The organism is Pustulibacterium marinum (assembly GCF_900116665.1).
Lineage (GTDB): Bacteria > Bacteroidota > Bacteroidia > Flavobacteriales > Flavobacteriaceae > Pustulibacterium > Pustulibacterium marinum.
Window position 1 is genome coordinate 79,477 of the sequence record NZ_FPBK01000009.1, and the last position, 25,364, is coordinate 104,840.

Here is a 25,364-nt window from a genome sequence, read left to right on the forward strand (position 1 = left end):
TCTAAATTTGTTTATCAATTTTCGTAATTACAGAAGCAGCTTTGTCATAATCTTGTTGCATAGTTACTTCTGAAGCTGGTGAATACCTTGCCAGTTCACAGCTTTTCAACAAGTTTACAAACTCATGAATATCTTCTTGCGCCACATCTTTTTCAGCTAGTAACTGACTGATTTTCTCTTTACTGAATTCAGATGTTTCAATATGTAACTTCGCTTTTAAATAATTGTGCAACGCCTTTTCTAGTGCCACATAGAAAGCTTCTTTGTTCCCTAAAGTTTTTCTGGCGGCCGAAAGATATTTCTTAGCTAATTTGTTCGCTTTTCTAATCTTATTTCCTTGTACGTCGGCAACGTATGCTTCACGTTTATTTCTTGCTAGGATCACAATAGGAATCAACAACAACGGCAAGTATAACAACACGTAATACAAGGTTGATTTAAAGAAATTCGATTTTGTTTTGGAAGTCAAATTTGGATCGATCTTTATGAATCTAAAATCGGTTCCTATACTTACTACTTCCTGCTTATTGGTTCCTGAAGGAATTTGCGTAGCTGCCACATTATTTGTTGGACCATCCAATACATTGATCTCGATTTCTTTTGAAGTTATGGTTTTGTAACTTTTGGTTTCAGGATCAAAATACGTGAAATTCACCGCAGGAATAGGATACTTTCCTTTGTATCTAGAAACAATCGTATAATCTTCCGAAACGCTTCCTTGCATACCAGATAAACTTACCCGAACATTTTCCTCGTATTCCGGATCATAGGTTTCTAAAGCACTAGGTGTTTTTAACTTAGGAAGCGTTAACAACTTCAAATTCCCTTTTCCGCTTACTCGCACATTCGCCATTAAAGACTCCGATGCTCTCAACGAATCTTTATTCACAGTTACATCAAAATTGAACTGACCAACCGCTCCTGAAAATTCTTCTGGTTTTCCTTCTGTAGGTAATGGTTTTACATTCAACTTCCTAGAACCTGCAGAAACTGTTTTATGAGTTTTTTCATAAATAGGTCTTCCAAAAAAGTCGCGTCTGCTTGTTGGCACGCCCACAGTGATATCTAACGAAAGTGGTTCTATGTTTAATTCTCCAGATTGTTGCGGATACAGTACCACTTTTTTCAATACCACATAGCGGTAGCGTTTTCCATCGTACGTACCTTGTTCAACCTGTAATTGATCTATATCTATATTCTGGCTCCAGAAGTTGTTGTACTTAGGATCATCTAGCGGTTGGAAATTTTCGATACTCACCGTAGAACTAAAATACAACTTGTACACTACAGAAACCGCTTCGTTCAAATATGGGTTAGATTTTGAAACTTCGGCAACCAAATGAAGATTTTCATCTGCAATTTGATCTGCACTTGGTGGTGCGTTCGGATTTTCTACAGCCGCAGTTACCGTTACCTCAACAGGCACTGTTTTGTATATTTTATCGTCTATCTCTATAGAAGCCTGACCAATTTTGAAGGTTCCTCTGGCTGTTGGTTGTAAAATATAAGAGTATGATCTATTGAAACTTCGTTTCCCGTTTGTAAAACTGAAACTTGTAGATTGACTAGGACCTGCTACTACCCGGAAATTATTGAAATCAGGTGGGTTAAAATTATCGCCATCTTGATTCATAGAAAACTCCACTCGAAGGCGTTCGTTGATACCCAATGTCTTCTTGCTCACTGTAGCCTCAAAGGTCACGGCATCATCTTGTGCCGAAACCCAAGAAAAGGTAAATAATACGAATATGAGGGTGATTATCTGCTTCATTTACTGCTTCATCTTAGATTACCAATCTTTCTCTGTTTTTACCGGAACTCCTTGTACTTTCTTAGCGTTTTGTTTGTCCTGAACATTTTTATCTTCTTGTTCAATAGCTTTCAACATTCGCTTTATCTGCTCTGGAGATGCTTTTGAAGGATTCTGTGGTTGACCATTTTGGTTTTGCTGATCTGGCTTCTTCTGCTGATCTTTTTTACCATCTCCTTGATCTTGTTGATCTTTGTTCTGGTCCTTATTTTGATCTTTTTGATCGCCTTGATCTTGTTTATTTTGGTCGTCTTTATCGTCTCCTTTGTTCTGATCTTTTTTCTGTTGATCTTTATTTTGCTGGTTATCCTGATTGTCTTTATTATCCTTGTTCTGATCCTTGTTCTGATCTTTGTTTTGCTGATCGTCCTTCTTGTCGTCTTTATTATCCTGTTGCTGCTTTTCTAGCATTTTCTTAGCCAACGCATAATTATAACGAGTTTCATCGTCTTTAGGATTGTTTCTCAAAGCATCTTTATAAGCATTTACCGCCTGCTGGTATTGCTTTTCTTGCATGTATACATTTCCTAAATTATGAAAAGCCTTGTGCTTTTCTGCTTTGGTTTCGGCGACTTCTGCCGCTTGCTTGTAGCGCAACAAAGCCTCATCATACGTTTCGTTTGAATAATAGGCGTTTCCTAGGTTATACTTTGCTGTTGCATTTTCACCATAGTCTGAAATTGCTTTTCTATAGTTTGCTTCAGCATCTGTAAACTTATTCCCTTTTAATTCTGAATTGGCATCAAATGTATAATCTATACTATTCTGCTTTGCTTTGGCTAAAGCCTCGTCTGTTTTTTCTTGTGCATTTACCAAACCGAATGCTAAAAATGCACTACAAAATACGATCAGTTTTTTCATTTCTCACTCTCTTTTTCATTAAACAGATTCAATTTCTGTACCCATTTTGTTTTGCGCTCCAACATCAATACGTCTATCAACAATAACAAAATTCCTGCTCCTAAAAACCACTGAAATTGATCTTCAAAATCAGCATACTGTTTTGATTCAAAAGTGGTTTTATCCATTCCGTCTAAAGTATCGGTTACATATTTTACAGTTTTCTCTGTATCTGAACCATTAATGTATGCTCCGTTTCCTTCTTCGGCAATTTTCTTTAGCGTTTCTTCATCTAACCTTGTGATCACCGTTTCACCGTTTTGATCTTTCTTGTAAGACATTACCCTTCCGCGATCATCTTTCATTGGAATTACGTTTCCTTTCGCTGTTCCAACTCCTATGGTATAAATTTTAATTCCTTCATCAACCGCATCTTCAATGGCGTTCAAATCTTCTTCTGAATGATCTTCACCATCTGAAATAATAAACAAAACCCGGTTGGTTTGTTCATCATCATTATAATATGTTTTTGCTAATTCTATAGCTTGGTTGATTGCCGTTCCTTGAGATGAAAGCATATCAGTATTCATACTCTGCAAAAACATTTTGGCCGCGCCATAATCAGTAGTAATTGGTAATTGTGGATAGGCTTGTGCTGCATAAGCAATAATCCCAACTCTATCACTCACCAATTTATTCATAATCTCTGAAACAATTCGCTTTGCTTTTTCTATACGATTGGGAGCAATATCTTCTGCCAACATACTTTTAGAAACATCAATAGCAAAAACAACATCTACTCCTTCTCGTTTCACGGTTTCCAGCTTGGTTCCCATTTTTGGGTTTACCAATGCCACAACAAAACAAGCAATAGCCAACAAGAAAACAACAAGTTTAAAAGCTGGCTTAAATTTTGATTTTGACGGTGCCAATTTGTTTAACAATCCTGTATTGGCAAATTTCTTTTGTGTACGTCTTTTCCAGAACTGTACTGCAAAAAACAGTAACAGTACTATTGGAATGATCGCAAAGGCATAGAAATATATTTTTTCATCAAACTGAACCATAATTCCCCTTTAAATAAAACTTCTGAATACCGTATTTCTTAATAAAAACTCTAATAATAATAATCCTAAACCGAGTAAAACAAACGGTCTGAATTTTTCATCAAAGTTGGTATATTTAAATTCTTCAATTTCTGTTTTTTCTAGCTTATTGATATCATCATAGATATTTGCCAAGCTAGCATTATTGGTCGCACGGAAATATTGTCCACCAGTTCTGTCGGCAATATTTTTCAATAAATCTTCATCTATCTCCACCTTACGCATTCCGTAACGGAAAGAACCGTTTGGGTTTTGTGCAATTGGCGTTTGAGCCATTCCGTTAGAACCAATTCCAATCGTATATACTTTAATTCCAAAAGCAACAGCAAGTTCGGCAGCATCTTCGGGCTCAATAGAACCGGCAGTTTTCACACCATCTGTTAAGAGAATAATTACTTTACTCTTTGCTTTGGAATCTTTCAATCTATTCACAGCAGTTGCCAAACCAGAACCAATTGCGGTACCGTCTTCAACCAATCCGTAATTTACATCTTCCAACGCTCTCAAGGCAATTGACTTGTCACTGGTAATAGGAGTTTTGGTAAAACTTTCGCCACCATATACCACCAAACCTATACGATCACTCGGGCGTTCTTCTATAAAGTCTGCGGCAACTCTCTTTAACGCTTGCAACCTATTTGGTTTCAAATCTCGTGCCAACATACTGGATGAAACATCAATGGCCATGACAATATCAATACCGTTGGTGGTTTTGGTTTTTGAACTGACATCGGAACTTTGTGGTCTTGCCATTGCTGTGATGAACGCAGCTAAAGCCAGTAATCTCAACACAAAAAGTAGCGGTCTTACTTTGGCCAAAAAAGATGATGATACCTTAAATCCATTAACGGACGACATGCGTAAAGCGGCCGTCTGTTTTTTTCGTTTCCAAACATACCATGCAATGGTTAGTGGAAGCACCAATAACAGCCAAAAAAACTGTGGATTTGCAAATTGAATTCCTTCTAACATTATTGTTGTGGTTTGTTTTCTTTTTGTTTATTCATAGAGTTTACCTCAATAGAACTTTCTATCCGATCTATAATATCTTGCGCGTAATCATCGTCTTGCCTAGACAAAATAATGACAGCTTGCTCATAATTATTGGTTGTAAACTGTATGATCTCATAATTTCCTGAAACCATAGTTGCACCATCTGCTCCTACTGGAAAATCTGCAGTACCGTAAACTTTAGTCCCCGTTCCACCATCTTGGCTACTGAACTCTTCTTGCTTGGTCACCATATTGGTAACTCCGTTTGCCTGTAGAAAATTCAATTTGTTTTGCAATGAAGCTTCTGCATTTGCCTTAGCGCCTTGTTGGTATTGAATAGTTCCTACGGTTACAAAAAAGTTATCCGTAACACTTCCGTATTGAAAAGTTTTAATGCTTTTGATAATGGAATCCTGACCTTCAGGAATAGCGGTTTCAACCCTTCTTAAAACCTTTGGTGTAGTCAATTTGATTGGTGGAAAACCATATTGGCTGGTAACCCATTCGCCTTGTTTCAGTTCTCTAGTTGGGTGTCCAAGCAGGGTATCTTTTACATTGGTAAAACCTAAATATCCTATAGCAACTCCACTAGAAATTATTAAAATTAAAACGGAAGCAATTACACCTACTAAAACTCGCTCTTTTCTTCTGCGCTTCAAAAGCATTTCGCGGTATGCCTCTGTTTCTTCCAATTGCTGTTCTGTTGGTGGCGGTAATGATTCTTTGGTTTTTACTACCACTTCTTCAATCACTTTGGTATCGGTATTTACCTGACTATCGTCTGGTTTTACTCTCGCAAATTTTACTAAATCTGCCTTTTGCAATACTTTTTTGAAGTTGGCAATAGTTTCTGATTCTAACTCTATGTTTCCACTATCCTGAAGCATTTCTAACTTTAAAAATAATTCGTCTGTAGTACTTTCAAGTGCAGAAATATGTGTTTCCTCTTCTAAATATCTTTTAACGATTATAGTTAATTCAGAATAGTATTCTTTGTGTTTTGACTCAATAATATATTTTGAATTTTCTAACCTTTTCAACTCTTCCATAGCTCTATCGAACGGAGGAAGCAATGCTATTTTTTCTTCTTCGGTCAATGGTTTTTTACGAATAACAAACCAGTAGATCAAGAAACCTATAATAGCTAAAGGAATTAAAATCCACCAATACGCAAGCCAATCGATATTTGATTTTTCAACCTCTACCAATGGTTTGATGTCGTACATTTTTTGTTTGGTGGTATCTACTACAACACCGCCTACTTGAACACGAATGGAGTCTAGCAAGTACTGCTTTTCGTTCACCAATATTTTCTGCCGTGGAATGTAATAAGCTCCAGAGTCAAACTGTGTTAAAGCATACTCTCTTTTCCAGATAAATTTATATGCTTCTTTTGTAGTATCTATTTTAGAAGCCTCTACCAATTCCAGAGGCATAAACGTTGCCTTTTCTGGAAACAATACGGTTGCTGTAGAATCTGCTTTTACCGTAACGGTATAATTGATCTGATCGCCTATTTTAATGGCCGTAGTATCTACTTTTTGCGAAACCTGTGGTTGCTCTTGAGACCACAAGGAAGTAACATTTACTAAAAATGCAACAAGGGCAATTGCTATATTCTTATATGTTTGTGATGTTACTCGCGCTTTAGAAATATATTTTGAAGTTATTTTCAAATGATTCATTTTATCCCCTTCTTTTAAAATAGCCCAATAGCTTTTTTACATAACTTTCATCTACTCTGCTACTCAAGGTACCGCTACCACTTTTGCTAAAAACAGTTTCAAAATACTGTACGTTTTCTTGATAATACTTGGTGTATTCTCTACGCACTTTTTTAGAACCTGTATTTACCAGCACTAACTCGCCTGTTTCGCTATCTTCCATTTGAACCAATCCTAAATTTGGAATTTCTTCTTCTCTAGGATCATACACTCGAATTCCTGTAACATCGTGTTTTTTACCAGCAATTTTGATGGTTTGCTCATAGTCTTTCGCCATGAAATCTGACATTACAAAAACAATTGCTTTTTTCTTCATCACACTACTTAGAAAACGAAATGCTTCGGCAATATTGGTTTTGGTGCTTTTTGGCTCAAACTCCAACATTTCTCTGATGATTCGTAAAACGTGTGATTTTCCTTTTTTGGGTGGAATGAATAGTTCTATTTGATCTGTAAATAGAATGACTCCTATTTTGTCGTTATTCTGAAGTGCCGAAAAAGCCAACGTTGCAGCAATTTCGGTAACTACTTCTCTTTTGAAAGCATTTTGAGTACCAAACATTTCAGATCCGGAAACGTCTACCATCAACATCATGGTCAGCTCTCGCTCTTCTTCAAAAACCTTGATATAAGGCTCATTGTAGCGAGCCGTCACATTCCAGTCGATATTTCGAACATCATCACCAAACTGATATTGACGCACTTCGGAGAACGTCATACCTCGACCTTTAAAAGTAGAGTGGTATTCGCCTCCAAAAATGTGATCGGACAACCGGCGTGTCTTGATCTCTATTTTTCGTACTTTTTTTAATAATTCTTTTGTATCCATTTCGCTTCAGTATTCACAGCTGTTGAATAGATTTTTGGTTCTGTTAGCTGTTCAAAAAACAACATTTTTCACACTACTGTTTACTGCTCTCTATGGCACTTCGATCTCATTAACAATTTTGCTAATGATTTCTAATGAAGAAATATTTTCTGCTTCAGCTTCGTATGTAATTCCAATTCTGTGACGTAGTACATCGTTTACCACAGCTCTTACATCTTCTGGAACTACATAACCTCTACGCTTGATGAATGCATAACATTTTGCTGCGTTGGCAAGGTTGATACTTCCCCTTGGTGAAGCTCCGAAACTGATCAAAGGTTTTAAACTTTCTAAATTATATTTTTCTGGATAACGAGTTGCGAAGATGATATCAAGAATATACTTCTCAATCTTCTCATCCATGTACACCTCTTTCACGGCTTCTTGAGCTCTTATGATTTGCTCTGTAGAAACTACTGGATTTACTTTTTCAAAAGAACCTTTTAAGTTGGCACGGATAATCAATTGTTCCTCGTCTAATTTTGGATAATCAATCACTGTTTTCAACATAAAACGGTCAACCTGTGCTTCTGGTAACGGATATGTACCTTCTTGCTCTACCGGGTTTTGTGTTGCCATTACAAGAAATGGTTTGTCTAACACAAAAGTTTCATCTCCAATAGTTACTTGCTTTTCCTGCATAGCTTCTAGCAAAGCCGATTGTACTTTTGCAGGCGCACGGTTTATCTCATCTGCTAATACGAAGTTTGCAAAGATTGGTCCTTTTTTAATGGAAAAATCATTGTCTTTGATATTGTAAATCATTGTACCTACAACATCTGCAGGTAATAAATCTGGTGTAAACTGAATACGACTAAAAGAACCGTGAACAGCTTTTGACAGGGTATTAATTGCTAGGGTTTTTGCCAATCCGGGAACTCCTTCAAGCAAAATATGTCCTTTTCCCAATAAACCAATTAACAACCTTTCTACCATGTATTTTTGACCAACAATCACTTTGTTCATTTCCATGACTAGAAGGTCTATAAAAGCACTCTCTCTCTCTATTTTCTCATTCAATGTGCTTATATCAACTGTACTTGTTTGCTCCATTTGTTTTTAGTTTTGTTGGATGAATGTATCAAGCTTTTTTTATAACAACGCAAATTGTCGATTTTATAAGATGATAGCTGTTAATAATAGGTTAAAAATTAACAACTAACTCTTGATTTAAGGAAGTTTTAGCGTTATAACTGTTACATTTGAATACTTCCTTTCTTAAAGGTGTTAAATTTATGAAAACTTTACAATTATCAAAGATTATTGCCGGAACCATGACCTGGGGAAAATGGGGCAAAAAATTCTCATCACAACATATTGCAGACCTTCAAAACTACTATGTAGGCAAAGGAATCACTTCATTTGACCATGCTGATATTTATGGTGATTATACTACCGAAGCTGATTTTGGAAAAGGTTTTGCTGAAAGTGGAATAGCTAGAGAAAAAGTACAATTTATCACAAAATGTGGTATTCAAATGGTATGCGAAAATCGTGATTTTGCAGTGAAACATTACGATTACTCCAAAGAACACATTATTGAAAGTGTTCACAACTCGCTAAAAAACCTACAAACTGATTATATAGATGTTTTGCTCTTACATAGGCCAAGCCCCTTAATGCATCCGGGAGTTATAGCAGAAGCAATTCAAGATCTGAAAGAGGCCAACAAAGTATTACATTTTGGTGTTTCTAACTTTACGCCTTCACAAGTTGCTATGCTTTCTAAATATATTTCGGTGGAAATTAATCAAATTGAATTCTCTTTAACGCATCATGAAGCCATGCTAAATGGAAGTCTTGATCAAATGATAGAGAACGACATTGTACCTATGGCATGGAGTCCGCTGGGAAATTATTTTACCAAAAAATATCCATCTTTAAAGCATGCTTTGAAGATTACAGCTAGTAAATACAAAACTACGGAAGACACCGTTCTACTAGCCTGGATTTTAAAACATCCGGCAGGAATTTTACCCGTAATAGGTACCACACAAAAAGAAAGAATAAACAAAGCCTTGGAAGCTTTGGAAATAAATTTAAGTTTAGAAGACTGGTTTTACATTTTGCAAATTGCAACAGGAAATCCAGTAGCCTAAAATTCAAAAAATATGAGTACAAAAACTGCTTTTATTACAGGAGCTACCAGTGGTATTGGCGAAGCCACTGCAAGACTTTTTGCTGAAAATAATATCAATGTGATTCTGTGCGGAAGACGTGCCGATCGTTTAGAAAAATTACAGACAGAGCTTGCTAATAAAGTAAGCGTACACACGCTATCTTTTGATGTTCGTGATAAAAAAGCTGTTGCAGACGCTATTGAAAGTTTACCTGCTGAATTTTCAAAAATTGATATCTTAATCAACAATGCCGGAAATGCACACGGATTAGACCCTATACAAACCGGAAGTCTTGAAGATTGGGATGCGATGATTGATATCAACGTGAAAGGATTGCTTTACGTTTCAAAAGCAATCATTCCTAAAATGATGGCGCAACAATCCGGACATATTATCAATATCAGTTCTATTGCCGGAAAGGAAGTGTACCCAAACGGAAATGTATACTGTGCCAGCAAACATGCGGTTGACGCACTTAACCAATCCATGCGAATGGACCTAAACGGAAATGGTATTCGAGTAGGCGCTATCAACCCAGGAATGGTAGATACTGAGTTTAGCGAAGTACGCTTCAAAGGTGATAAAGAACGCGCCGCAAACGTCTACAAAGGTTTTGATGCCTTAACGGCTCATGACATTGCAGATGTAATTCACTTTGTGGTTACCAGACCTTATCATGTGAATATAGTCGATTTGCTCATTCTGCCAACGGCACAAGCCAGCGCTACGCAAACGCACAAATCATAAAACACAAAAAAGCCACTTCTTCAAGTGGCTTTTTCTATTTTAAAACTAAATTATTTGGTTTTACCCTAACTTCACAGAAGTCATAGTCAATGATCCTGCGACTGCTTTGTCATTAAAAAACGAAACATCGTCTTTATCATTCTGCATTCCTAGCGTATACAGTAACGGCAAATAATGCTCTGGAGTTGGAATTGCATATTGAGCTGCTCTACCCAGTTGATGGTAATTAATTAGCGGCGTATGTGCCTTGTTCGAAATTAAATTCTTGAATTGTTCATTCAAATCTAACGCCCAATCATATCCATACGTGTCATTTATTTTATCCCAAGCAACCATTCTCAAGTTGTGCACCATGTTTCCGCTACCAATGATCAAGACTCCTTTTTTTCGAAGTGATTGCAATTGTTGCGCTAATTGATAGTGATATTGCGCTGGTTTTGAATAATCGATACTCAATTGTAATACCGGAATATCAGCATCTGGATACATGTGACGAACTACCGTCCAAGCACCGTGATCTAATCCCCAATCATGGTCTAAAACAATATCTGTTGAAGTCACTAATTTTGAAGTTTCTTCGGCCAATTCAGGATTTCCAGGAGCGTTGTATTGTACATCGAATAACGCTTGCGGAAAACCTCCAAAATCATGAATAGTTTCTGGGAAGTCCATGGCGGTAATTCGGGTTCCTTTGGTATACCAGTGTGCCGAAACTGCCAGCACTGCAGACGGTAATGGAATTTCTTTCGCCATACTCGCCCATCTTCTGGAAAATTCATTGTCTTCAATCCCATTCATTGGAGAACCGTGACCAATAAATAATACCGGCATTGGTTTTTCTCTTTCTTTTAATCCTGAAGCGAAATTATTCAACGATGATAATCCTATAGTTCCCATAGCCATTGTTTTTATAAACTCTTTTCTTTTCATATCAACCTCCTTAATTTAATCTGCTAAGGCTAGCAAAGCATCTAAATCTAACGGACGAACGTACATATCCAATTTTCCATCTGCTGTCCACGGCCATTCTTCTTTGGGTTTATCCCAGTACAATTCTACACCGTGATTATCGGGGTCTCTTATATACAAAGCTAAAGAAACTCCATGATCGGAAGATCCGATTCTTAAATTTTCTACCTGACTAATACGCTTGTAAATATTCGCCAAGTCTTTTTTAGTAGGATACAAAATTGCCAAATGATACAACCCTGTCCCTTCTCTGGTATCTGGCGCAGCGTCTTTACTGTGCCAAGTATTTAATCCTATATGGTGATGATAGCCACCTGCCGAAACAAAAGCAGCTTCTTCACCATATTTCTGAATCAATTCAAAACCAAGTAAATCACAATAAAATTGTATAGATGTATCAAGATTAGACACTCGTAAATGTACATGTCCTATTTGTGTTTTTGGGGGAACTTGATATTTTGAATCTTTCATAGGAATTACTTTTTAATGTGATTTACCTGATCTATTAAACTAGTTCTTATTGAGCAAACTCAGCATTCACTTCAATATTTACCTCATCACTGATCATTGGAGCAGGGAATTTTTCACCAAGATTAAAGTCTGAACGTTTTACTGTACCTGTAATTTGGAAACCTTGTGTCTCTTTGTTATTCATTGGGTTTACAGTAGTTCCTCTGTTCAAAGCATCTAAGGTTACTTTTTTAGTTACTCCGTGCATAGTTAAGTTACCAGTGATTTTCAACTTGTTTTTCCCTGCAGTTTTAACGGAAGTACTTTTGAAGGTTAGAGTTGGATATTTCTCCACATCAAAGAAATCGGCACTTTTTAAGTGATTGTTTCTAGCCTCCACTCTTGTGTCTATAGAAGCACTTTTAGCAGTAAAATTGAAAACAGCATCACTAAAATCTTTTTTAGAAGCTTCAATAGTAATATCTACATCTGTAAAAGCTCCAGAAATTGTATTGATTCCTAAGTGAGTTACCTCAAAACCTACTTGTGTGTGAGGGTCATCGTTTGTCCAAGTTGAAGCAGCAATAGTAAAAGCGCTTAATGATACAAATGCGATTGCGGCAAAAAATAATTTTTTCATGATTCTAATTTTATAATTGTTTTTTGAATTTCTACATGACAAATGTACCACCACAAGGCAGCCCAAATCATTGATCGAAATCAAGAAATACAACTATCGTCATCAAAATGAAAAAAGGAAGCTATTTTGCTTTAGCTATTCTTCGGCGTACACGGCTCAAAGTTTCTGGAGTTAAGCCTAAATAAGACGCAATCATATGTTGTGGTACTCGGTTAGCAATATTTGGATAGCGATTCATAAAATCGGAATAACACATATCGGGCGAACTGCTCATACTTGAATTGAAACGTTGTTGTAAAGCTACATAGGCAGCCGTAATTAATTCTCTGGTAAACGTTTCGTAGCAGTGCGATTGAGAAAGTAAAATTTCATGATCTTCTTTAGCTATGAGAATAATTTCTGAATCTTCTACCGCATCTATAAAAAGTGTAGCTGGTTCTTCCGTAAAAAAGCTATACAAATCGGCAATATGCCAACCTTCGGGCGCAAATTGTACAATGTGTTCATTCCCATTTTCATCAATTGTATAGGCGCGCAACATGCCTTTTTGCACAAAAAATGTATGCTTGCAAACCGCTCCTTCTTGTAGAAGAATGTCTTTCTTTTTCAAGCTTTTCAAAGAAAGATGTTTGCTTATTAGTGCTTTATCTGTTGTTGCTACAGGCGCTTTTTCATTGAATTTTTCAAAATAGAAATCGAACATTTACAAGCCTTTTAAAGAGCTTACAAAGTACGTATTTTTCTAAAAATAGTTGATAACCTGCTTACTTAGTTCATAAGTTTTACAATACGGTAAAGTTAATTTTCGTTTTTATATGTACATTTAAAAACAGCATCTAATCCTTTCTAAATCAAAATGATTAACAAACGACTTCTTGTTAAAAACCTACTTGCGCACAACGATGAAAATAGTTTTTATGACAAGAAACGTTTCATCAATATTGGTGAAAAAGAAGGAAAAGCCAAGTTTTTAAAACACGTTTGTGCGTTGGCCAACTCAAACCCCTGCAACAATTGTTTTATTGTGATTGGTGTAGAAGATGAGGAAAACAAAATTGTTGGAGTTGATTTCTTTGACGACAGTAAAATACAAAACCTCATCAATGCGTATTTAGACAATGCTCCACTAATTTCTTATGAAAACATTCCGTTTCCGCACTTGCCCGAAAATAAAGTTGTTGGCTTAGTTACCATAAGATCTAACGGAAAAGTTTGCGCACTCCGAAAGAATATTTGGAAGTATTATGGCGGTTCGGTTTTCTTTAGAGACGGCAGCATGAGCATGCCCAAAGTTTTTGATATTCAACTTAAGGACACCAATTCGCAAACCGTTGCTAAAATTGAAAAACAAGCCAGTAATAATATTGAGTTAACCCTGAACGGCGTTATTGATTTTCTCTACAATCGGCATAACGACTTGCAAGGACATTACAAGGTTTTTAAAGAGCAATTTGTGGTTTGCTGGGCCGGAACCACCAAAAAAAGTTTTGATAAAACCTATTATTCCCGCGTAGATATTGAGTTGATCAACGAACAGGTGAAACTGTTTTATTCGGCTTTGGATGAAGTGGAAATTATTTTTAACAACGATTCATTTTCCATTATTGAATATGTACATATTGGACTTCGGAACCGGAAAAAATACTATCCGCTAGAACAGGTTGAAATTTCCTTTTTTGATAACGGAACTTATAAAATTGAAAGCACGCTCTTATTTTCGCCTCCGCAATACGATAAAAAAACGCTGCATCATATCTACAACACCAACAATGCGATTCTGAATAAACTCAAGAAAAAAATTCCGTTGCGCCCACACGATCAGCGCGATTTGAAAAACTTACCAGCAACCTATTTGGTGTGTGCTTTGAACGGTTTTGAAGATGCAAGAAATCTATTGGAAGAAAACCGCTGGCTTATTAAAGATCATAACCGGGAAGTCTACGAATCACTCAAAGAATGTTTGCGAATTTTGAGAAAGGTAAAATATAGTTAAATCAGTTCATTTTCATAGATTTCGCAAGGGTTTTAGCTTCACAAAAGGTATCTTTACACTTCGTTTTTCATACCCAAAAAGATATAATTCCACATGAAAACAAAAATTTCCTTTTTACTGTTTTTTGTATTTACCAGTTTCGCTTTTAGTCAAGATGAGCCAATTACCATTGGTCATAAATTTCATTTAGAATCTAAAGTTTTAGGAGAAGATCGTGAAGTTTGGATTAGTCTTCCTAACAATTACAACGACTCTATTTACACCAAAGAAAATTACAGTGTTTGCTATTTTTTTGATGGTGACGCCCATTTTGAAAACATGGTTGCACAAAGCAATCGACTTTCGAGCGGATTGTATGCTTCTATGCCTAATACGATTATGGTAGGAATTTTACAAAAAGACAGAACACATGAATTAACCCCAACCAACATGAAAGCACCGGCAGATTGGAAACGGGTTGATTTTTCTAAAAGCGGTGGTTATCCTGATTTCTTGAATTTTATTCAGAATGATCTCAAACCCTATATCAATAAAAAATACAGAACTAATGGTTACGAAATTCTTGTAGGACATTCCTTTGGCGGATTGGCAACTACCTATACTTTCATTAATCATCCTGAGTATTTTGACGCGTATATAGCTTTAGACCCTAGTATTTGGTGGGATGATGCTTTACTTTTAAAACAATTAGATACAACATCTAATCTTGAAAAATTCAATCATAAAACTTTCTTTTTAGCCAAAGCAGACGATGTAGGTTCTGGCGACAGACATCATGAAGCAATTTTAGCTTTGAACACCAAACTAGATAGCCTTCAAACTAAAACCAACTTACGTTATCAATTTTCATTTTATGAAGGAGAAGATCATGGAACTGTGGTAATTCCGGCAGAATATGACGGATTACGTTTCATTTTCAAAGGCTATCAACTGCCTGTAAAAGCTGTTATGAAAAACCCGAATTTATTAAATGATCATTTTGAAGAAGTCTCTAAAAACTTAGGTTTTACTGTTTTGCCAAGTGAAGCTTTGATAGACAAATTGGCTAAGGTTTGTGTACGTCAGGGTTCTTTAAACCAGGCAAAAACATTGCTCTACAAAAACACTATTTATTACCCAAACAGCCAGCATGCTGCAAAACGCTACAAAGACTTTAAGAGTAAGTAATTTTAAAGCAGATAATATAAAAAAGCCTGTGATTAATAACCACAGGCTCTTTCTTTGCAAACTAAGGATATTTGATTTGACTCAAATAATTTATTCTTCAGCGTTTAATTTCCCAACTGCAGAAATGTTTTCAGCAACAACCTCAATACCTTCTGTCATAGTTGCTGTAGCAGCATCTACAATATATAAATGTGGATTGGTACTTGTGTTAATTGGGAATACAACCTCGTCACTATCTGCATCTACATAAGGAATTCCAACAGAGGAAATATCTTCTGGCACACCGGTAACCCAATCAAAAGTTTGGTTTACTACGTTTACAACTGCAAATTTATTACGTGTGTATGATGGTGACGCACTAGCCGAAGCTGCATCTGTAAACATTTGAACTACAAATGTATTTTCACCAACGTAATAGGTTCTGTATAATTTGTACCCATCAGAAGCAGCAGAGATATCAAAGAAATAATCTTCATCAAAAGCATATTCTCCATCATTGATCTTTAATACTCCAGAAGCTACGTCTGCATCATCAATAGCAGAAGAAAATACATAGGTATCTCCGTTTTCAAGAACTTCAATTCCCGTTTCACCCTGAGAACGAGATTGCCCTGCAACAGGACCTGTTCTACCTTCGTCTTCAATTACTTGTTGTAATTCTAAAGCTTCGTTATAAACCGCTACGTATGTATGGTTGTTGAAATCACTTGCAAAAGCATTATCGCCACCGTCGCTACCTGCTTTTATGGTTCTAAAACCAATTAGCAATTCATCATTTCTTTGCTCAACATCTGTAATGTATGCATACTCTCCATTACCCGCTAAAGCTTCGGTATCAATAGTAATTGGCCCTTCGATAGCCTCAGTTTCACCATTAACTGTATAGAAAGTAGCTACTGGAGATTCGTAGTTTCTAGAAGAATATTCAATATACATTTTGTTATTAAAAATTCCTTTACTCTGAATAGAAACCGTTAAATTTAGTTCTGATCTTGCTTCTAAGGCTCCTTCAGTATCTAAAATAAACGATTGTGTAGCTCCAGGATCTGACTGATTATATATAAATGAAAAAGCAGCTAGTTCTTTGTAAAAATACCATCTTGGCGTACCAATCACCTGTAATCCGTTACCACCTAAAGCAGACACACTTCCTTCGGTAATAGCCTCTGTACCCACTAAATATGAGTTTTCTGTATCGTCTGCAGCAATAATATATTGAGATGTTGCTGTGCTTCCTTCTGATCCGCTTGTACTAGTATCGTCATCGCTACATGAAACAGTTGAAATTACTGTTGCTAACGCCAACGCTACGTAAAATTGCTTTTTGAATAACATAGTTTATAATAATTAAAATTTATCTAAAAAATATCTGAGTTTAATGGCAAATGCTCTTCCCGGTTTTTGAAGACTGAAATTGTCATACAAGTCTTCATTTAAAATATTGGTACACTCTAGAGAAACATTATATTTTCCGTTTTTCATGCTATAGTTCACATAAATATCGTGCGCTACTTGGGTTGGAATTTTTCTTCCGCCATAGCTACTCCAGCTATAATCAAATTCATGAATATACAAGAGGTTATAGCTAAGACTTAAACGATCTTCTTTGTTACGAATATTCTTAAAGAAGAATGAAAAATCTGCGTTTCCGTAGAGGTAAGGCATATTCGGAATTCGATCATCGTAAATGGTACTTACAACCGTTCTTCCGGTTCTGTATTTTAATTTATTTCGAAGATTTTGATACGTAAAACTTGCTCCCGCTGTAAAGAAATCTGAATAATTATAGCGTGCTTCAAAATCTACTCCTCTGTTTTGTACTTTGGCCTCATTTCCCGGCTGTAAAGTTCCGGTTGAAGGACTTACTACTTGTCTGATGAAATCTTTAATATCTCTATAAATAAAGCTGGCATCTAGGTTCAACGAATTTTTAGAATTCATTACCCAATTGTAATTGGCTCCAAAATTGAAATTGTCGCTGCTTTCCGGTTTCAAATCGGTATTTCCTAATTCAAAATCGTTTCCGGCTCCAAACAATTCTCTGGCAGTGGGTAATCTGTATGCTTTTTCGTAAGAAGCTTTGGCCTGTAAATTTTCTAAAATAAAATAGGAAGCAGCACCTCCGTACCCTAATTCTTTGGTAGCTGTAGTTAAATGTTCATACTCACCATCCGATTCTGGATCTGCATATTGCCCTACCTGATTATAGTAATATTTTGAAAACAACGAAACATCTAGTTTCTCATTCATTTTATATTTATAACCAAGACCTAAAATATTTTTCAAGGTTTCACTAGGATACGCATCAGCAGCACTTGGTTCTACCTCATTTCTACTTTTTCTAGAAAATGTATTCAAGACATTGTTTACGGTAATGGCATGCTTTTCATTTACGGTATACGTAACGTTGGTGTTTACCGCTCCGTTCCTGTTTTTAAAAAACATACGGGTGTAGTTAAATTCTCCCGGCTCATCGGTGTCTACATATTCTCCCAACCAATTGTAGCGTCTTGTAGAATCATCAATATTAGCATTCTCCCCAAAATTGTAATTTGCAGAGAGCGACACATCTAAATTCTTTGTAAACAAATCCTTTTTACGGTAAGTAAGATTTGGCATCAAGGTTTGAGAAGTGGTGTATTTATCACCAAAAGCGATCTTCATATATGCCGGATGCTGTACTTGGTTATACTCGTCTCCCCAAGTAAAGCCAAGTAATAACTGGTCTGCAAACGATTTGTTTACAAAACCAATTTTACCCATTAAGGTGTAATTTCGGTACATATCATGAAAACGACGCACTTCTCTTATTTCTCCTGAATAAATATTGGTATCTAAATTCAAAATATCAGCATCTACTTTGTAATCGTTGTCTGAATAATTCTGAAAAGCCGTCAACCGTGCTGTAAATCCTGAATCTGCTGTGTAAGCCGCATTTACAAAAGATTTGTGGGTATTGAAAGATCCGTACGAATACGATGCATCTATGAAATTTTGTTTTCCGTTTTCGGTCACAATATTGATAGCGCCACCTAAAGCATCAGAACCAAAAGTAATAGGCACTACCCCTTTATAGACCTCTACACGTTTGGCTAAATTGATAGGAATATTGTTCAATTGAAAAGCCGAGCTAAAACCTTCCATAGGAATTCCGTCTATAAAAAACTTCACATGTCTTCCGGTAAAACCGTTCAGCATTACATTCATATCAGAACCTACGCCACCCGTTCTACGCACACGCACTCCCGAAACTCTTTCTAAAGCTTGCGAAATATCTAACGTAGTATTGTGTAGTGGTTGCGCATCTACAGCTACTACGTTAAAAGCAGATTCTTGTACATCTTTTAAAATAGATTTTCCAGTTACGCTTACGTCTTCCAGCAACATATCGGGGTCTTCTTCGAGTGCAATATTTAGCGTAATAGTTTTACCAGAAAATACTTGAATTTGCTGTTCTTGCTTTAGATATCCAAGTATTGAAATAAGCAACGTATGTTTTCCTTCTGGAAGTGTCAAAGCATATTTCCCGTTTTCATCACTCTCTGTGTAGTAGCTACTACTATTCTTGGAATATACATATGCCATAGGCAATGTTTCACCATCTTTTGTGGTAATTTTTCCAGTAACGGTTCCTGTTTGGGAGAATCCTATTGCAGCACAACAGATGCTGAAAATAAGAATAAGGTAGTTAGTTTTAATCACTTTCTTTTATTTAAACTAATTTTAAATAACTTTGCAAATGTATTTGAACCAACTGAGCTACAATGTCGGTTTTGGAATAAAATATATCGAAAAACGTATTTATGAAGATTCAATCTAAATTAAAAGAACTTCAATGTGACTTATTTTCCATAGATACTTCTGAAGTAAGTGAAGGAACGTGTATCGAAGAAAAAATAGCTTTAGATGAACCCAATTGTTCGGCAGTATCACAAATAATTTACAGTACAGATTTCTGTTTATTAAAAACTGTTTTTGACACGAAAATTGGGATTACAGATAATTTTTCGATCACCGGTGAATATATTCAATTATCTTATTTGACTGATGGCAATCCAAGAATATTATTAAACGACACCGACTCTCAGTTACTCAAAATAGGAAACTTGCAATTGTGTTTTTCTAAAAATACGTCGGCAGAAATTCACATGAACGAAGCTATGAAGTTTGAATACATTTGTATCTTTTTTACCAAGGAGTTTTTTATTCACCTCTTCAGAAACGCATCTTGGTATTGTGGTGATTCCTTTTTTAAAAAAGTTGCCCGAGGTGAGTATTCCGATTTGGGAAAATTACAGTTTCCGCTAAATCACACTTTGCACCAATTAACCCAAGATCTGTTTAAACTGACAATTGAAAAGCATTTAAAGTTTCATTTATTGCAACTTAAATTCAAGGAAATTTTCATACACATATCCAACCTTTCCGCTGACAACAACCTTCCGAAAAATTTAGATATTTCTGAAGATCAATATCAAAAAATTAAAAAGGTACATGCCTACGTAACCTTACATTTTCATAGAACGCCCACTTTAAAAGAATTGGCTAGAATGGCTATTTTAAATGAATTGCAACTCAAAACAGGGTTTAAAAAAATCTATGGAATTACGATTCGAGCTTACATCATTCAACTTAAAATGGAACGTTCCAAAAGTTTGTTGGCACGCTATTCTGTAAACGAGACTGCATCTATTTTGGGTTATAAAAGTGTTTCTCACTTTATTCAAAGTTTTAAAAAATTCTACGGTACTACGCCAAAACAAATTATCACATAAAAAAAGGACTTCTCCTGTGATGGAAAAGTCCTTCTATTAAATTTCGAATTCTATTTTACTTTTTTGAGACAGGAAAACCTCTATCGCGCATCAATGCATCAATCTCGGCATCTCTTCCTCTAAATAACTTGTATGCCTTGGCAGGATCCATTGCATTTCTTGGCGCAAACAAGTATTTCACCAATTTCGCAGCAACATCTTTATCATAAAATCCGTTTGGAGCTTCAGCAAACGCTTCCGCTGCATCAGACGTTAAAACATCTGCCCACAAATAGCCATAATAACCGGTAGCATATCCTTCACCAGAAAATACATGTCCAAATTGCGTGGTTCTGTGACGCATTGGTATTTCTTTTGGCATTCCTAAATTTTGTAATTGCTCCTTTTCAAACGCTTGAACATCGGTGATTTTATCAGGATCTGTAGTGTGATAAATCATGTCCATCAAAGCCGAAGCCATAAACTCGGTAGTAGCAAAACCTTGGTTAAAAGTACTCGCCTTTTTAATTTTCGCCACCAATTCTGCCGGCATAGGTTCACCAGTTTTGTAGTGCTTCAAGAATTTGTTGATGACCGCATCGGTGCTCAACCAACGTTCTAACAATTGAGATTGAAATTCGGTATAATCTCTAACGCCTCCATTCAACGTTGGATATTTAATGTCTGAAGACAAAAAGTGTAATGCATGACCAAATTCATGGAAAAACGTTTCCGCATCGTCCCAACTTACCAGAATAGGATCGCCCGGAGCTGGTTTTACAAAATTGGAATTGTTAGATGCCAAAACAGGTTTATTTCCTGTTAATTCCGTTCTACCACGATAGGTAGTTGCCCAAGCACCAGAACGTTTTCCGGCACGCGCATACGGATCTAAATACCACAAGCCTACAATATCACCAGACGTTTTATCGCTCACTTGCCAAACCTTTACATCTTCTTGAAAAACCGGAACAGTATCTGTAGACACCGGCGTAAATTCAAAATTGAACAACTCACCAGCTACATAGAAAATAGCTTTTCTAAGGTTATTTAGCTCTAAATATTGCTTTACTTCTTCGCTATCTAAACTGTATTTTTCTTTGCGTACTTTCTCCATGTAATATCTGTAATCCCACGGCTCTATACTGATATTTTCACCTTCTTTTTTCGCTAAAGTTTCCATATCATCCACTTCTTCCTCAACACGAGCTAACGCCGCCGGCCAAACTTTAAGCATCAAATCCATCGCATTTTCAGGATTCTTAGCCATTCTATCTTGCAAACGCCATTCTGCATAATTGTCGTACCCCATCAAAGCAACACGCTCATCTCTTAGTTTTAAGATCTTCGCTACAATTTCGTTGTTATCATGCTCATCGCCATTATTTCCTCGGGAATAATAGGTTTCCCAAACTTTTTCACGAAGTGCTCGCTCGCTGGAATACGTCAAAAACGGATCCATTGAAGATCGTGTGTTGGTAATTGCATATTCGCCAGAATGTCCACGTTCTTCCGCTGCACTGGCAGCCGCTTTCACAAAACTTTCCGGCAAACCACCTAACTGATCCTTGCTGATATAAGTAACATAATCTTCCTCATCGGCTAATACATTATTGGAAAAATCGGTATACAATTCTGATAACTGTTTGTTGATATCGGCATACTTTTTCTTGTCTTTTTCAGAAAGATTTGCACCGTTCATTTCAAAACGCTTATAGATAAGTTCTACGGTTCGTTGTGCTTCTGGTTCTAACGGTGTTTTTTGTGATGCTTCATACACGGTTTTGATGCGTTGAAACAAGGCCTCATTCTGAGAAATTTTTGAATTATATTCTGAAATTTTCGGAGACAATACTGCTTCTACTTCTCTAAATTCGGGCGTAGACATATTGCTACTGTAAATACCGTAATAGGTGAAAGCTCTATCAAGTTCGGCTCCTGATTCTTCATACGGAATAATAGTATTTTCAAAGGTAGCTGGTTCTGTATTTGCAGCTATCTCGTCAATTTCTTTTAAATGTTTTTCTATTCCTTTTTCAATAGCAGGCTTTACCAATGCTATCTCCATTTTATCAAAAGCCGGAACGCCACCATAAGGACCTTTCCATTCTTCTAACAATACATTTTCACTAGTCATATGTTCGGTATTCTCTTTGGTTTCTTGCGTGCAGGCAACAATGCCAGCCAGTAAAATAAGCACTGAGGCTCGTTGAACAGTTTTCTTCATACATTAAAATTTGGAAGTTGAAGATACAAACTTTAGCAGTTTAAGCATATTCTTTAAGTAAACTTAAACATAGATTACTTGGCTGCTGCGATATGTTTTTAGAAATTTGAAGAAAATATGTATTCATGAGAACCCTTGTTATTGGCGATATTCATGGCGGTTACCGCGCCTTGCTCCAAATTTTAGAACGTGCAAATGTTACCGAAGATGATAAACTTATTTTTCTGGGAGATTATGTAGACGGATGGAGTGAATCGCCAAAAGTGATTGCCAAATTGATTGAATTGAGAAGTACCAATGAGTGCATTTTCATGCAAGGAAATCATGATGAATTACTGTTAGATTATTTCCAAAGTGAAACCAAAAACGATATGTGGTTTATGCATGGTGGCGGAGCATCTGTAGCGGCATATGAAAAATTGAGCAAAGAGGAACTCGCTATACATATTGATTTTCTTTCCAACTTACAACATTACTACATTGATGATGAAAAAAGACTTTTCATCCATGCTGGATTTACGAATTTGCACGGAGTAGATTTTGAATATTTTCCAAAACTGTATTATTGGGACAGAACGCTTTGGGAACTTGCTTTAGCTATAGACCCTAGTCTTGAAAAAGATGACATTAGATATCCAAAACGCTTGTTACATTACAAAGAAATATTTATTGGCCACACACCTTTAACCAGAATCGGAGAGTCTACACCACAAAACAGAGCCAACGTTTGGAATGTTGATACCGGAGCCGCTTATAAAAACCCATTAACGATTATGGACGTGGATACCAAGGAATATTGGCAAAGTGATAACGTAAATGATTTATACCCAGAAGAAAAAGGGAGAAATTAATATATTTTTATACGATATTTTTTGTACTTTTAGAAAGTGTTTTTAAAACACTTTATGACTGATACTCTAAATTTCCCCATTTTCCCAACACACATACATAAACCCTTATTACTCTTTAGAAGATAATAAGGGTTCTTTTTTTAAATATGAAAGCCGCTATTACAAAATTGTAATAGCGGCTTTGCTGTTATATTTGGTTAGCTAGTAAAAATTCAATCTACCAGAAATATCCATATAAAGCTATTAGGATAATTACAATACCCATAGCTCCCATGAAGAATGTTTTGTCTGTTTTGAATAAATCTGTATCCACTTCATAAGCATTCTGATCTTGGAATGTACAGTTAGCATTGTTGTACATCATCAATGATAAGAATCCGAATAGGAAAGCTAATAAAACAGCAGATTCATATCCTAAATTGGTATAATCCAATCCGAAAAGCGTAGTACCAAATACTAGTGTAACTACTGTAGCAACAACTCCTAGAATACCAAAAATTAATCCGGCTAATTTGAATTGTTTACGTTTTTCATCTGAAATCTGTGTTGCAGGAACTCTGTTTTTATCAGTAATCGTTAAAATCACAGCAAGTGTAATCAAAATCACACAGGTATATCCCATACGTAATTGGAAAGGAACATCCGAAGCTGCAAATTTTAAAATGATAGAAGTTGGTAACGTAGCAATGGTTGTCCACAAAGCAGCTCTATTAGAAGCTCTTTTCCAGAAAAGTCCCATACCAAACACAACCACAACACCTGGATAAATAAATCCGGTGAATTCCTGAATATACTGGAATGCCTGGTCTAAACCTCCTAACAATGGTCTTGCTGTAAATACAGCAATGATCAAAGCTACTAAAGCAGAAATACGACCTACTTTTACCAATTTTCTTTCAGAAGCAGTTTTATCAATTACTTCTTTATAAATATCCATTGTAAAGATGGTAGACGTAGAGTTTAACATAGAAGCCAACGAAGAAACTACCGCAGCAATCAAAGCAGCAAATGCTAACCCTCTAATACCTGTTGGTGCAAAGTTTCTTAACAACCATGGATAAGCTTCATCCGATTTTTCAATAGTACCTTGTAAATACTGCGTTAACTCTGGGAAATCTCCTTGATGAGCAAAAATCACATACGCTGCAATACCAGGAATCACCACGATTAACGGAATTAAAATCTTCAAATAAGCTCCAAATAAAAGACCTCTTTTTGCTTCTTTTAAATTTTTAGCAGCCAATCCTTTTTGAATGATATACTGGTTGAATCCCCAATAACCTAAATTGGTTAACCACATAGCTCCTAAAATTACCGCAATACCAGGAAGATCTATAAATGGATCTTTCTCGCCTCCGGCACCATCAGAAATTAAAGATTTCCCTTTTTCAATAATCATACTAAAGTGAACATCATCTGGTGTAGAAACCACTTTGTGATATACCATGTTGAAACCGTCAATAGCGCTTCCAGTATCACTAATAGCTGCAAGTGCAAACCATGCCGTGATAAGACCACCACCTACAAGGAAAACCACTTGTAAAACATCGGTCCAAGCAACTGCTTTTAAACCTCCGTAAATAGAATACACACCAGCGAATAGTAACAATCCTACTACACCGTAAATTTTATCAACTCCTAAAATTTGTTCCATAGCGGTAGCTCCCAACCATGCAACAGAAGTTAAGTTTACAAATACATAAACCAATAACCAGAAGAAAGAAAAGAAGAATGCTACCCCTTTACCATAACGCTCTCTCGCAAGTTGTGGCATGGTGTAGATTTTCTTATCTAGCATAATTGGTAAAATATACTTAGCTACAATAATTAATGCAGCAGCAGCAATCCACTCATATGCAGCAATGGCTAACCCAATGGCATAACCAGAACCCGACATACCAATAAACTGCTCTGCAGAAATATTAGCTGCAATAAGCGATGCTCCAATTGCCCACCAAGACAAGGTACCACCGGCTAAAAAGTAATCTTTAGAATTTTTCTCTTCTCCTTTTTTATCACGAGAAATGAACAATCCCAAAGCCGCTATCAAAATAACGTATCCTATAAATATCCCATAATCTAAGGGCTGAAATCCTCCGTTCATA

General features: G+C 36.3%; 21 protein-coding genes. 6 read left to right on the plus strand and 15 right to left on the minus strand.

Going from position 1 to position 25,364, the window contains the following annotated elements; translation table 11 throughout:
• Nucleotide 1: 1 nt before the first annotated feature.
• The 7 genes from BM383_RS12330 to BM383_RS12360 all read right to left on the minus strand — a co-directional run bounded on the left by BM383_RS12330 (nucleotide 2) and on the right by BM383_RS12360 (nucleotide 8,394).
• On the minus strand, nucleotides 2–1,771 hold the full coding sequence (locus BM383_RS12330) for a BatD family protein (RefSeq protein WP_093025447.1): 1,770 nt from the start codon (nucleotides 1,769–1,771) through the stop codon (nucleotides 2–4).
• Between the two features lie 18 nt (nucleotides 1,772–1,789).
• Nucleotides 1,790–2,671, minus strand: coding sequence for a tetratricopeptide repeat protein (locus tag BM383_RS12335; RefSeq protein ID WP_093025448.1), 882 nt, complete (start codon nucleotides 2,669–2,671; stop codon nucleotides 1,790–1,792).
• Complete coding sequence (locus tag BM383_RS12340; protein ID WP_093025449.1) at nucleotides 2,668–3,717, minus strand: vWA domain-containing protein; 1,050 nt, start codon at nucleotides 3,715–3,717, stop codon at nucleotides 2,668–2,670. The genes BM383_RS12335 and BM383_RS12340 overlap by 4 nt, the downstream gene beginning before the upstream one ends.
• A gap of 9 nt (nucleotides 3,718–3,726) precedes the next feature.
• Nucleotides 3,727–4,728, minus strand: coding sequence for a vWA domain-containing protein (locus BM383_RS12345; RefSeq protein WP_093025450.1), 1,002 nt, complete (start codon nucleotides 4,726–4,728; stop codon nucleotides 3,727–3,729).
• Entirely contained in the window at nucleotides 4,728–6,434 is a 1,707-nt protein-coding gene (locus tag BM383_RS12350) for a hypothetical protein (RefSeq protein ID WP_093025451.1), read from the minus strand. The genes BM383_RS12345 and BM383_RS12350 overlap by 1 nt, the downstream gene beginning before the upstream one ends.
• Nucleotide 6,435: 1 nt before the next feature.
• Nucleotides 6,436–7,302 (minus strand): DUF58 domain-containing protein, encoded by an 867-nt coding sequence (locus BM383_RS12355; protein WP_093025452.1) that lies wholly within the window; start codon nucleotides 7,300–7,302, stop codon nucleotides 6,436–6,438.
• Nucleotides 7,303–7,392: 90 nt separating this feature from the next.
• Complete coding sequence (locus BM383_RS12360) at nucleotides 7,393–8,394, minus strand: AAA family ATPase (protein WP_093025453.1); 1,002 nt, start codon at nucleotides 8,392–8,394, stop codon at nucleotides 7,393–7,395.
• Between the two features lie 182 nt (nucleotides 8,395–8,576).
• Between BM383_RS12360 and BM383_RS12365 the strand changes: the two genes are divergently transcribed.
• On the plus strand, nucleotides 8,577–9,440 hold the full coding sequence (locus BM383_RS12365) for an aldo/keto reductase (RefSeq protein ID WP_093025454.1): 864 nt from the start codon (nucleotides 8,577–8,579) through the stop codon (nucleotides 9,438–9,440).
• A gap of 12 nt (nucleotides 9,441–9,452) precedes the next feature.
• Nucleotides 9,453–10,208 carry an SDR family NAD(P)-dependent oxidoreductase gene (locus tag BM383_RS12370; protein ID WP_093025455.1) on the plus strand — a complete coding sequence of 252 codons (756 nt, stop codon included), beginning with the start codon at nucleotides 9,453–9,455 and terminating at the stop codon, nucleotides 10,206–10,208.
• A gap of 60 nt (nucleotides 10,209–10,268) precedes the next feature.
• Here the strand turns inward: BM383_RS12370 and ygiD are convergent, their stop codons facing one another.
• The 4 genes from ygiD to BM383_RS12390 form a co-directional block, all read right to left on the minus strand.
• Nucleotides 10,269–11,138: a 4,5-DOPA-extradiol-dioxygenase gene (gene ygiD, locus BM383_RS12375; RefSeq protein ID WP_093025456.1), complete on the minus strand. Its 870-nt coding sequence runs from the start codon at nucleotides 11,136–11,138 to the stop codon at nucleotides 10,269–10,271.
• 15 nt (nucleotides 11,139–11,153) lie between these two features.
• On the minus strand, nucleotides 11,154–11,648 hold the full coding sequence (locus BM383_RS12380; RefSeq protein WP_093025457.1) for a VOC family protein: 495 nt from the start codon (nucleotides 11,646–11,648) through the stop codon (nucleotides 11,154–11,156).
• A gap of 46 nt (nucleotides 11,649–11,694) precedes the next feature.
• Entirely contained in the window at nucleotides 11,695–12,267 is a 573-nt protein-coding gene (locus BM383_RS12385; protein ID WP_093025458.1) for a YceI family protein, read from the minus strand.
• Nucleotides 12,268–12,388: 121 nt separating this feature from the next.
• On the minus strand, nucleotides 12,389–12,970 hold the full coding sequence (locus BM383_RS12390; RefSeq protein WP_093025459.1) for a Crp/Fnr family transcriptional regulator: 582 nt from the start codon (nucleotides 12,968–12,970) through the stop codon (nucleotides 12,389–12,391).
• A gap of 153 nt (nucleotides 12,971–13,123) precedes the next feature.
• On the opposite strand from BM383_RS12390, the gene BM383_RS12395 reads away from it, so the two are divergent.
• Together BM383_RS12395 and BM383_RS12400 are read left to right on the plus strand one after the other, a co-directional pair.
• Entirely contained in the window at nucleotides 13,124–14,260 is a 1,137-nt protein-coding gene (locus tag BM383_RS12395) for an ATP-binding protein (protein ID WP_093025460.1), read from the plus strand.
• Between the two features lie 93 nt (nucleotides 14,261–14,353).
• Nucleotides 14,354–15,427 (plus strand): alpha/beta hydrolase, encoded by a 1,074-nt coding sequence (locus BM383_RS12400; RefSeq protein ID WP_093025461.1) that lies wholly within the window; start codon nucleotides 14,354–14,356, stop codon nucleotides 15,425–15,427.
• Between the two features lie 90 nt (nucleotides 15,428–15,517).
• Here BM383_RS12400 and BM383_RS12405 read toward each other — a convergent pair whose 3' ends face one another.
• Nucleotides 15,518–16,762 (minus strand): DUF4374 domain-containing protein, encoded by a 1,245-nt coding sequence (locus tag BM383_RS12405; protein ID WP_093025462.1) that lies wholly within the window; start codon nucleotides 16,760–16,762, stop codon nucleotides 15,518–15,520.
• A 12-nt stretch (nucleotides 16,763–16,774) separates the two neighbouring features.
• Nucleotides 16,775–19,129 carry a TonB-dependent receptor gene (locus BM383_RS12410; RefSeq protein WP_093025463.1) on the minus strand — a complete coding sequence of 785 codons (2,355 nt, stop codon included), beginning with the start codon at nucleotides 19,127–19,129 and terminating at the stop codon, nucleotides 16,775–16,777.
• 101 nt (nucleotides 19,130–19,230) lie between these two features.
• On the opposite strand from BM383_RS12410, the gene BM383_RS12415 reads away from it, so the two are divergent.
• Nucleotides 19,231–20,202 (plus strand): AraC family transcriptional regulator, encoded by a 972-nt coding sequence (locus BM383_RS12415; protein ID WP_093025464.1) that lies wholly within the window; start codon nucleotides 19,231–19,233, stop codon nucleotides 20,200–20,202.
• A gap of 55 nt (nucleotides 20,203–20,257) precedes the next feature.
• Here BM383_RS12415 and BM383_RS12420 read toward each other — a convergent pair whose 3' ends face one another.
• Nucleotides 20,258–22,408 (minus strand): M3 family metallopeptidase, encoded by a 2,151-nt coding sequence (locus BM383_RS12420; protein WP_093025465.1) that lies wholly within the window; start codon nucleotides 22,406–22,408, stop codon nucleotides 20,258–20,260.
• Between the two features lie 125 nt (nucleotides 22,409–22,533).
• Here BM383_RS12420 and BM383_RS12425 point away from each other — a divergent pair, with 125 nt between their 5' ends.
• On the plus strand, nucleotides 22,534–23,259 hold the full coding sequence (locus BM383_RS12425) for a metallophosphoesterase family protein (protein ID WP_093025466.1): 726 nt from the start codon (nucleotides 22,534–22,536) through the stop codon (nucleotides 23,257–23,259).
• A gap of 217 nt (nucleotides 23,260–23,476) precedes the next feature.
• Here BM383_RS12425 and BM383_RS12430 read toward each other — a convergent pair whose 3' ends face one another.
• The gene (locus BM383_RS12430; protein WP_093025467.1) at nucleotides 23,477–25,363 is read right to left on the minus strand and encodes a sodium:solute symporter family transporter; all 1,887 of its coding nucleotides are present in this window, start codon (nucleotides 25,361–25,363) and stop codon (nucleotides 23,477–23,479) included.
• Between the last annotated feature and the right edge of the window lies 1 nt (nucleotide 25,364).

What these genes read in the sequence shown, in the direction of transcription:
- BM383_RS12330 (WP_093025447.1), bottom strand. Translation starts at nt 1,771, where the DNA reads ATGAAGCAGATAATCACCCTCATATTCGTATTATTTACCTTTTCTTGG.
- BM383_RS12430 (WP_093025467.1), bottom strand. Translation starts at nt 25,363, where the DNA reads ATGAACGGAGGATTTCAGCCCTTAGATTATGGGATATTTATAGGATAC.
- BM383_RS12390 (WP_093025459.1), bottom strand. Translation starts at nt 12,970, where the DNA reads ATGTTCGATTTCTATTTTGAAAAATTCAATGAAAAAGCGCCTGTAGCA.
- BM383_RS12395 (WP_093025460.1), top strand. Translation starts at nt 13,124, where the DNA reads ATGATTAACAAACGACTTCTTGTTAAAAACCTACTTGCGCACAACGAT.
- BM383_RS12365 (WP_093025454.1), top strand. Translation starts at nt 8,577, where the DNA reads ATGAAAACTTTACAATTATCAAAGATTATTGCCGGAACCATGACCTGG.
- BM383_RS12400 (WP_093025461.1), top strand. Translation starts at nt 14,354, where the DNA reads ATGAAAACAAAAATTTCCTTTTTACTGTTTTTTGTATTTACCAGTTTC.
- BM383_RS12405 (WP_093025462.1), bottom strand. Translation starts at nt 16,762, where the DNA reads ATGTTATTCAAAAAGCAATTTTACGTAGCGTTGGCGTTAGCAACAGTA.
- BM383_RS12345 (WP_093025450.1), bottom strand. Translation starts at nt 4,728, where the DNA reads ATGTTAGAAGGAATTCAATTTGCAAATCCACAGTTTTTTTGGCTGTTA.
- BM383_RS12340 (WP_093025449.1), bottom strand. Translation starts at nt 3,717, where the DNA reads ATGGTTCAGTTTGATGAAAAAATATATTTCTATGCCTTTGCGATCATT.
- BM383_RS12415 (WP_093025464.1), top strand. Translation starts at nt 19,231, where the DNA reads ATGAAGATTCAATCTAAATTAAAAGAACTTCAATGTGACTTATTTTCC.
- BM383_RS12335 (WP_093025448.1), bottom strand. Translation starts at nt 2,671, where the DNA reads ATGAAAAAACTGATCGTATTTTGTAGTGCATTTTTAGCATTCGGTTTG.
- BM383_RS12350 (WP_093025451.1), bottom strand. Translation starts at nt 6,434, where the DNA reads ATGAATCATTTGAAAATAACTTCAAAATATATTTCTAAAGCGCGAGTA.
- BM383_RS12370 (WP_093025455.1), top strand. Translation starts at nt 9,453, where the DNA reads ATGAGTACAAAAACTGCTTTTATTACAGGAGCTACCAGTGGTATTGGC.
- BM383_RS12360 (WP_093025453.1), bottom strand. Translation starts at nt 8,394, where the DNA reads ATGGAGCAAACAAGTACAGTTGATATAAGCACATTGAATGAGAAAATA.
- BM383_RS12380 (WP_093025457.1), bottom strand. Translation starts at nt 11,648, where the DNA reads ATGAAAGATTCAAAATATCAAGTTCCCCCAAAAACACAAATAGGACAT.
- BM383_RS12420 (WP_093025465.1), bottom strand. Translation starts at nt 22,408, where the DNA reads ATGAAGAAAACTGTTCAACGAGCCTCAGTGCTTATTTTACTGGCTGGC.
- BM383_RS12355 (WP_093025452.1), bottom strand. Translation starts at nt 7,302, where the DNA reads ATGGATACAAAAGAATTATTAAAAAAAGTACGAAAAATAGAGATCAAG.
- BM383_RS12425 (WP_093025466.1), top strand. Translation starts at nt 22,534, where the DNA reads ATGAGAACCCTTGTTATTGGCGATATTCATGGCGGTTACCGCGCCTTG.
- ygiD (WP_093025456.1), bottom strand. Translation starts at nt 11,138, where the DNA reads ATGAAAAGAAAAGAGTTTATAAAAACAATGGCTATGGGAACTATAGGA.
- BM383_RS12385 (WP_093025458.1), bottom strand. Translation starts at nt 12,267, where the DNA reads ATGAAAAAATTATTTTTTGCCGCAATCGCATTTGTATCATTAAGCGCT.